Source organism: Ramlibacter sp., assembly GCF_029866045.1.
Lineage (GTDB): Bacteria > Pseudomonadota > Gammaproteobacteria > Burkholderiales > Burkholderiaceae_C > Ramlibacter.
On record NZ_JARXAB010000065.1, the window covers coordinates 1 to 7,232 of the forward strand.

A 7,232-nucleotide genomic window follows, 5' to 3' on the forward strand; every position below is an offset into this window, starting at 1 on the left:
TCTACTTCGCCTGGTTCTGGTCCAGGGGCCAGACACTGGCGATGAAGACATGGGATCTGCGCATCGTCGACCGGCAAGGCCGGCCGGTGACGCAAGCGCGAGCGCTCGTGAGGTATTTGTTGTCCTGGGTCTGGTTTCTGCCGCCCTTGACGGCGCTGGCGCCTTACCGCCTTTCTGGTGCAGAGGTGGCGCTACTGATCGTCGGTTGGGTCATGGTCTGGGCCATCCTGAGTCGCTTTCATCCGCAGGGCCAGTTCTGGCACGACGCACTGGCCGGAACCCGACTCGTTTCTGCCGAGGACGAGCGCCAATGAGGCCAGCCAACCCAGACCCGGCCTTCACGGTCTGCGTCTATTGCGGCTCTCGTGAAGGCGTGGCGGCACCCTTCGTGGAGGCGGCCCAACAGGTCGGCCATTGGATCGGTGCCCATGGTGGCCAACTGGTCTATGGGGGCGGTAACTCTGGCCTCATGGGAACGGTCGCCCGCAGCACCCTGGAAGCCGGCGGACGGGTGGTGGGGGTCATCCCACAGGCTCTGGTGGACAAGGAACTCGCCAAGCAAGATTGCACCGAACTGCATGTGGTCGAAACCATGCACGCGCGCAAACAGATGATGGCCGAGCGGGCGGATGTCTTCCTCACCCTGCCCGGGGGGATCGGGACCTTTGAGGAGTTCTTTGAGGCCTGGACCTGGCGGCAGCTGGGCTACCACGACAAGCCGCTGGGGCTGCTCGATGTCGGGGGCTTCTATGCCCCGATGATGGAGGCCCTGCGCACCAGCCTGCGCCACGGGTTCATGAATGAATGGCAGATGGGGCTGGTGGCAGTGGACAACCAACCCCAGCGCCTGCTGGCGTCGCTGGTACAAGCCGCGGGGCTCAGACCCGCCGCGGACCTCTCACGGATCTAGGCTCAGACCGCAGAATCGTCGGTCTCGCCGGTACGGATGCGAACCACCTTCTCCACCGAGGTGACGAAGATCTTGCCGTCGCCAATCTTGCCGGTGCGTGCAGCTTTGACAATGGCGTCCACGCAGCGATCCACGTCGCCTTCCTTCACCACAACTTCGACTTTCACCTTGGGCAGGAAGTCCACCACGTATTCCGCGCCGCGATAGAGTTCGGTGTGGCCCTTCTGGCGACCAAAGCCTTTGACCTCGGTCACGGTCAGACCGGTAACGCCGCACTCGCCCAGGGCCTCGCGGACCTCCTCGAGCTTGAACGGTTTGACGATGGCGGTGATCTGCTTCATGGAATGCTTCTCTGGGTGAGGGGGCGCCTGAGCCTCAGGCACGGAATCGACCGGTAATAGGATAGCGCCAATCCTTGCCGAAGCTCCTATGGGTGACCCGGATGCCCACCGGTGCCTGCCGGCGCTTGTATTCGTTGATGCGGATGAGGCGCGCCACCTTGTCGACGATGGCACGGTCAAAGCCGGCGGACACAATCTCCTCGATGCCCTGGTCTTCTTCCATGTACCGGGCCAGGACTGCGTCGAGCACCTCATAGGGCGGCAAGCTGTCCTGGTCCTTCTGGTCGGGGCGCAGTTCGGCACTGGGCGGTCGGGTGATGATGCGTTCGGGGATGGGGTCTGAACCCGTACGGTAGGGGTCATGGCGGTTACGCCACTCGGCCAGCGCGAAGACCCGCGTCTTGAGCAGGTCCTTGATGACCGCAAAGCCGCCCGCCATATCACCGTAGAGGGTGCAGTAGCCGGTGGCCATTTCGCTCTTGTTGCCCGTGGTCAGGACGATGGAGCCAAACTTATTGGAAAGGGCCATCAGCAACACCCCGCGGATGCGCGCCTGGATGTTCTCCTCGGTCGTGTCCTCAGGCAGGCCGGCAAACTCTTGGGCCAGGGTGGTTCGAAAAGCCTCGAACAGAGGCGCAATCGAGACCTCGTCATACCGCACGCCCAAGCGCGTTGCCATTTCGCGGGCGTCGATCCAGGAAATATCGGCGGTATAGGGCGAGGGCATCATGACCGCTCGCACCTTGTCCTTGCCCAGGGCATCGACCGCGATGGCCAGTACCAGTGCGGAGTCAATGCCACCCGACAGACCCAGCAACACGCCGGGGAAACCGTTCTTGCCAACGTAGTCGCGCACGCCCAGTACCAGGGCGTCCCAGAGCTGGGCGAGATCCTCCCGCTCAGGAACCATGGGACCGGTCAGCGAAACGGCGCCGCCGTGAGCTGCGTCAGTCGGCTGGACCTGGACCGTGAACAGATCCTCCTGGAAGGCCGGTGCACGCCCGACCAGGTGGCCCTTGGCATCCACCGCGAAGGAATTGCCGTCGAACACGACTTCGTCCTGGCCGCCGACCAGGTGGGCGTAAACCAGGGGCAGGCCGATGGCACGGGCCCGGGCAGCCATGCGCTCGACCCGCTCGCCCCCCTTGCCCACATGAAAGGGAGAGGCGTTGATCACTGCGAGCAACTGCGCCCCGGCATCGCGCGCCAGCTGCGCCGGCTGCTCGAACCAGGCGTCCTCGCAAATCAGCAGCCCGACACGCACCCCGTCCACGGAAAAGACGCAGGCGCCCTGGCCCGGGGTGAAATAGCGCCGCTCGTCAAACACCTGGTAGTTGGGGAGCTCGTGCTTGGCGTAGGAGGCCACTACTTGACCCTCGCACAACACACTGGCTGCGTTGAAGCGTTGCTGCACCTGGACCGACCGGCTTCGGCTGTCGCCGCCGCGGGGATGACCCACCACCACATGCAGGCCTTTGAGGTTAGCCAGTTCACGGGCCACCTCCTTCAGGGCATCATCGCAGGCGGCGATGAAAGCCGGGCGCAGGAACAAGTCTTCGGCGGCATAACCGCAAATCGACAGTTCGGGCGTGAGCAGCAGGCGCGAGCCGCGGGCGTAGGCCTCGCGGGCAGCGTCAATGATCTTGCGGGCGTTGCCCGGCATATCGCCCACTACGAAATTGAGCTGGGCAGTACTGATGGAGAGGGCCATACCGGCGTGGAAATGAACTCCGACGATTATGTCACCCGGGTGGTCGAGGGCGCCGCTGGCCTGCCCGCGACCGACTGGGACGACTTGCTGGCGCTACAGGACCAGCCCACGCCCTTTATGCGCCACGCTTACCTCAGTGCCCTGGAAACCAGCGGCAGTGCCAAGGCTTCCATCGGCTGGACGCCGCGCTTTTTGACCCTCTGGCGCGGAGATCAGCTTGAGGCGGCCTGCCCCCTCTACCTCAAGGACCACTCCTACGGCGAGTACGTCTTTGACTGGGCCTGGGCCGACGCCTACCAGCGCCATGGCCTGGCGTACTACCCCAAGGCCTTGTGCGCGGTACCGTTCACCCCGGTTCCGGGCTCGCGCCTGCTGGCCCGCAGCGATGCGGGAAGGCTTGCACTGGTGCGGGCCCTGATCGCCTGGAGCCAAGCTGAGGCCCTGTCCTCGCTCCACCTGCTCTTTCTCTCTCCGGCGGACCAGCGGGCCTGCGAGGCGGCTGGGCTCATGGCCCGGCACACGGTGCAGTTTCATTGGAACAACCGCGTCGGTCCGGGCCCCCGCCAGGGCGCTGCGGCAAGCGAGGCTGCTCCGGGTAGCGGCACGCCCGCCGGTCCCTACCCCGACTTCGACACCTTTCTCGGCGCACTCTCCCAGGACAAGCGCAAAAAGATCCGCCAAGAGAGGCGCAAGGTCGCCGAGGCCGGCATCACATTCCGCGCGGCCGAGGGCGCAGAGATCAGCAAGCCGGAGTGGGATTTTTTCTATCGCTGCTACGCGCGCACCTATCGCGAGCACGGCAACCCGCCTTACCTCAGACCGGCCTTCTTCGAGACGATGGCCAGCGACATGGCCGAGTCATGGGTGCTGTTCATCGCAGAGCGCGCAGGGGAGCCAATCGCCTGCAGTCTGGTGGGCGTGGACCGCTCGAACGGCGTGGCCTGGGGTCGTTACTGGGGCGCGCTCGAGCGCGTCGACTGCCTGCACTTCGAGGCCTGCTATTACCAGCCCTTGCAGTGGTGCATCGCCAATGGCTTTCAACGCTTCGAGGGTGGCGCGCAAGGCGAACACAAGATGGCGCGTGCGCTCATGCCGGTGCCGACATGCAGCGCTCACTGGCTGGCGCACCCGACCTTTTCTGATGCCGTCCAGCGCTTCCTCGAACGCGAGGGAGAAGGCATTGAGGGGTACCTGACCCGACTCGAGTCCCGCACGCCGTTCAAGAAAGACGGCGCACCCACGGCGGATTGAATCAGCCCTTTTTAGCCTTGTTGTAGGCAGCTATTCCGTCAGCGATTTCCTTCTTGGCGCCCTCGGGTCCCTCCCAGCCCAGGACCTTGACCCACTTGCCCTGCTCGAGGTCCTTGTAGTGCTCGAAGAAGTGGGAGATGGTCTTCAGCCGCATCGGATTGAGGTCCTCCGGCTTTTGCCACTGGGTGTAGATGGAGAGGATCTTGTCGGTCGGCACCGCCAGAACCTTGCCGTCGATCCCGGCTTCGTCTTCCATCTTCAGGATGCCGATCGGTCGGCAGGGCACCACCACCCCCGGGATCAGGGGCACCGGGGTAATCACCAACACGTCCACCGGGTCGCCGTCGCCCGAGATGGTCTGGGGAACGTAGCCGTAGTTCGTGGGGTAATGCATCGAGGTGCTCATGAAGCGGTCGACGAAAATCGCGCCGGTCTCCTTGTCTACCTCGTACTTGATCGGGTCCCCGTTCATGGGGATCTCGATGATCACATTGAATTGCTCGGGCGCGTTCTTGCCGGGGGAAACCAGATCGAGGGACATGATGCTTTTGTATTTGGGGGCTAAAGGTAAACCCGAATTTTAGGTCTTGCAGGCGACACCGAACTTACTCGGGGACACACAAGCCGCGCCCTACCCTGTATATTGCCGCGGTTGGCCAATCGGGCCGCCTGCATGACGGGGCGACGAGGAAGCAACGCAGCGGGGGCTCACAAGGCCTGGTTCCATGCGTAGCCCCCTCCAAGTTCAACAAAAATGTAGGAGAAATTCATGACAGGCAACACGGCGCTCACTATTGCGCTGGTATGCGGTTTGGCAGCGGTCGCTTACGGCATTTGGGCCCGCGGCTGGATCCTCTCCCAAGACCCCGGCAACGCTCGCATGCAAGAGATTGCAGCAGCTATCCAGCAGGGGGCTGCGGCCTACCTGGCCCGCCAATACAAAACCATCTCCATCGTCGGCGTGGTACTGGCCATCCTGATTGGCTTCTTCCTCGACATACGCACTGCAGTCGGCTTCATCATCGGCGCGGTGCTCTCAGGAGCCTGCGGCTTCATTGGCATGAACGTCTCGGTCCGCGCCAACGTGCGCACCGCGCAGGCAGCCACCGGCGGCATTGCGCCGGCGCTGCAAGTGGCTTTCCGCGGCGGCGCCATCACCGGCATGCTGGTCGTGGGCTTGGGCCTGCTGGGTGTGGCGGGCTTCTTTGCCTACCTCACCAACGGCGGCAGCGCCCAGGGCGCCACCCTGTCGGCGGCACTCAACCCGCTGATCGGCTTCGCCTTCGGCTCGTCCCTCATCTCCATCTTCGCGCGTCTTGGCGGCGGCATCTTCACCAAGGGCGCTGACGTCGGCGCCGACCTGGTGGGTAAGGTCGAGGCCGGCATCCCTGAGGATGACCCGCGCAACCCGGCCGTGATCGCCGACAACGTGGGCGACAACGTCGGCGACTGCGCCGGCATGGCCGCCGACCTGTTCGAGACCTACGCGGTCACCCTGATCGCCACCATGGTCCTGGGCGCGCTGGTTGTTGCCAACGCCCCGGTCCAGGCCGTGCTCTACCCGCTGGCTCTGGGCGGCGTGTCCATCATCGCCTCCATCATCGGCTGCTTCTTCGTCAAGGCCTCGCCTGGCATGAAGAACGTGATGCCGGCCCTGTACAAGGGTCTGGCCATTGCCGGCGTGCTCTCGCTGGCGGCCTTCTGGTGGGTGACGCAGCAGCTCATGCCCGACAACTCAGTCGCCGCCAGCGGCTCGCAACTGCGCCTCTTCGGTGCCTGTGCCGTGGGCCTCGTCCTGACCGGCGCGCTGGTCTGGATCACCGAGTTCTACACCGGCACCCAGTACGCCCCGGTGCGTCACATTGCCCAGGCCTCCACCACCGGCCACGGCACCAACATCATCGCGGGCCTGGGCGTTTCCATGCGATCGACCGCCTGGCCGGTGCTGTTCGTCTGCGCCGCCATCATTGCCGCCTTCAAGCTGGCCGGTCTCTACGGCGTGGCGGTGGCTGCCACCTCCATGCTCTCCATGGCCGGCATCGTGGTCGCCCTGGACGCCTACGGCCCCATTACCGACAACGCCGGCGGCATCGCCGAGATGGCCGAACTGCCCGCCTCCGTGCGTGACGTGACCGACCCGCTGGACGCGGTGGGCAACACCACCAAGGCGGTGACCAAGGGCTACGCCATCGGCTCGGCAGGCCTGGCCTCGCTGGTGCTGTTTGCCGACTACACCCACAAGCTTGAGAGCTACGGTCAGAAGATCAGCTTCGACCTGTCTGACCCGATGGTGATCATTGGCCTCTTCATCGGCGGCCTGATCCCCTACCTGTTCGGTGCTATGGCCATGGAGGCCGTGGGCCGCGCCGCAGGCGCGGTGGTGGTCGAGGTGCGTCGTCAGTTCAAGACCATCAAGGGGATCATGGAAGGCACCGCCAAGCCCGAGTACGGCACCGCGGTCGACATGCTGACCACTGCAGCCATCAAGGAAATGATCATTCCCTCGCTGCTGCCCGTGGTCGTTCCGATCGTCGTGGGCCTGGTCCTGGGCCCCAAGGCCTTGGGCGGTTTGCTCATGGGCACCATCGTGACCGGCTTGTTCGTTGCCATCTCCATGTGTACCGGCGGCGGTGCCTGGGACAACGCCAAAAAGTACATTGAAGACGGCAACCACGGCGGCAAGGGTTCGGAGGCGCACAAGGCCGCCGTGACTGGCGACACCGTGGGCGACCCCTACAAAGACACCGCTGGCCCGGCTGTGAACCCCCTGATCAAGATCATCAACATCGTCGCCCTGCTGATGGTGCCGCTGGTGGTCAAGTTCCACCCGCCGGCCCAGGCCGCGCCCGCGCCGGTCACCCCCGCCGCGATCAGCGCACCGGCCGAAGCTGCTGCCTCGGGTGCTGCCTCGGCGCCTGCCGCGGCCCCGGCCTCTGAGCCGGCCGCCGCTGCATCGGCCAAGTAAGCCTGCGCGCCGCAGCCGCAAGGCTGCTGCCGCCACCAAAGACCCGCTTCGGCG

Annotated in this window: 7 protein-coding genes; 4 read left to right on the forward strand and 3 right to left on the reverse strand. The window is 64.8% G+C overall.

The window, feature by feature from the left end; all coding sequences use genetic code 11:
* Together QE494_RS07565 and QE494_RS07570 are read left to right on the forward strand one after the other, a co-directional pair.
* A partial coding sequence (locus QE494_RS07565) for an RDD family protein (protein ID WP_300042311.1) occupies positions 1-314 on the forward strand: 314 nt, incomplete at its 5' end.
* Positions 311-910 carry a TIGR00730 family Rossman fold protein gene (locus QE494_RS07570; protein WP_300042312.1) on the forward strand — a complete coding sequence of 200 codons (600 nt, stop codon included), beginning with the start codon at positions 311-313 and terminating at the stop codon, positions 908-910. The genes QE494_RS07565 and QE494_RS07570, both read left to right, overlap by 4 nt.
* A 2-nt stretch (positions 911-912) precedes the next feature.
* Here QE494_RS07570 and QE494_RS07575 read toward each other — a convergent pair whose 3' ends face one another.
* Together QE494_RS07575 and QE494_RS07580 are read right to left on the reverse strand one after the other, a co-directional pair.
* Entirely contained in the window at positions 913-1,251 is a 339-nt protein-coding gene (locus QE494_RS07575; RefSeq protein ID WP_300042314.1) for a P-II family nitrogen regulator, read from the reverse strand.
* Between the two features lie 34 nt (positions 1,252-1,285).
* Positions 1,286-2,962 carry an NAD+ synthase gene (locus QE494_RS07580; RefSeq protein ID WP_300042315.1) on the reverse strand — a complete coding sequence of 559 codons (1,677 nt, stop codon included), beginning with the start codon at positions 2,960-2,962 and terminating at the stop codon, positions 1,286-1,288.
* Between the two features lie 12 nt (positions 2,963-2,974).
* Between QE494_RS07580 and QE494_RS07585 the strand changes: the two genes are divergently transcribed.
* Positions 2,975-4,213 carry a GNAT family N-acetyltransferase gene (locus QE494_RS07585; protein ID WP_300042316.1) on the forward strand — a complete coding sequence of 413 codons (1,239 nt, stop codon included), beginning with the start codon at positions 2,975-2,977 and terminating at the stop codon, positions 4,211-4,213.
* 1 nt (position 4,214) lies between these two features.
* Here the strand turns inward: QE494_RS07585 and ppa are convergent, their stop codons facing one another.
* Positions 4,215-4,754, reverse strand: coding sequence for an inorganic diphosphatase (gene ppa / locus QE494_RS07590; protein WP_300042317.1), 540 nt, complete (start codon positions 4,752-4,754; stop codon positions 4,215-4,217).
* A 228-nt stretch (positions 4,755-4,982) separates the two neighbouring features.
* Between ppa and QE494_RS07595 the strand changes: the two genes are divergently transcribed.
* Positions 4,983-7,178 (forward strand): sodium-translocating pyrophosphatase, encoded by a 2,196-nt coding sequence (locus QE494_RS07595; RefSeq protein ID WP_300042318.1) that lies wholly within the window; start codon positions 4,983-4,985, stop codon positions 7,176-7,178.
* Positions 7,179-7,232 lie beyond the last annotated feature (54 nt).

What these genes read in the sequence shown, in the direction of transcription:
- QE494_RS07580 (WP_300042315.1), bottom strand. Translation starts at nt 2,962, where the DNA reads ATGGCCCTCTCCATCAGTACTGCCCAGCTCAATTTCGTAGTGGGCGAT.
- QE494_RS07570 (WP_300042312.1), top strand. Translation starts at nt 311, where the DNA reads ATGAGGCCAGCCAACCCAGACCCGGCCTTCACGGTCTGCGTCTATTGC.
- ppa (WP_300042317.1), bottom strand. Translation starts at nt 4,754, where the DNA reads ATGTCCCTCGATCTGGTTTCCCCCGGCAAGAACGCGCCCGAGCAATTC.
- QE494_RS07575 (WP_300042314.1), bottom strand. Translation starts at nt 1,251, where the DNA reads ATGAAGCAGATCACCGCCATCGTCAAACCGTTCAAGCTCGAGGAGGTC.
- QE494_RS07585 (WP_300042316.1), top strand. Translation starts at nt 2,975, where the DNA reads ATGAACTCCGACGATTATGTCACCCGGGTGGTCGAGGGCGCCGCTGGC.
- QE494_RS07595 (WP_300042318.1), top strand. Translation starts at nt 4,983, where the DNA reads ATGACAGGCAACACGGCGCTCACTATTGCGCTGGTATGCGGTTTGGCA.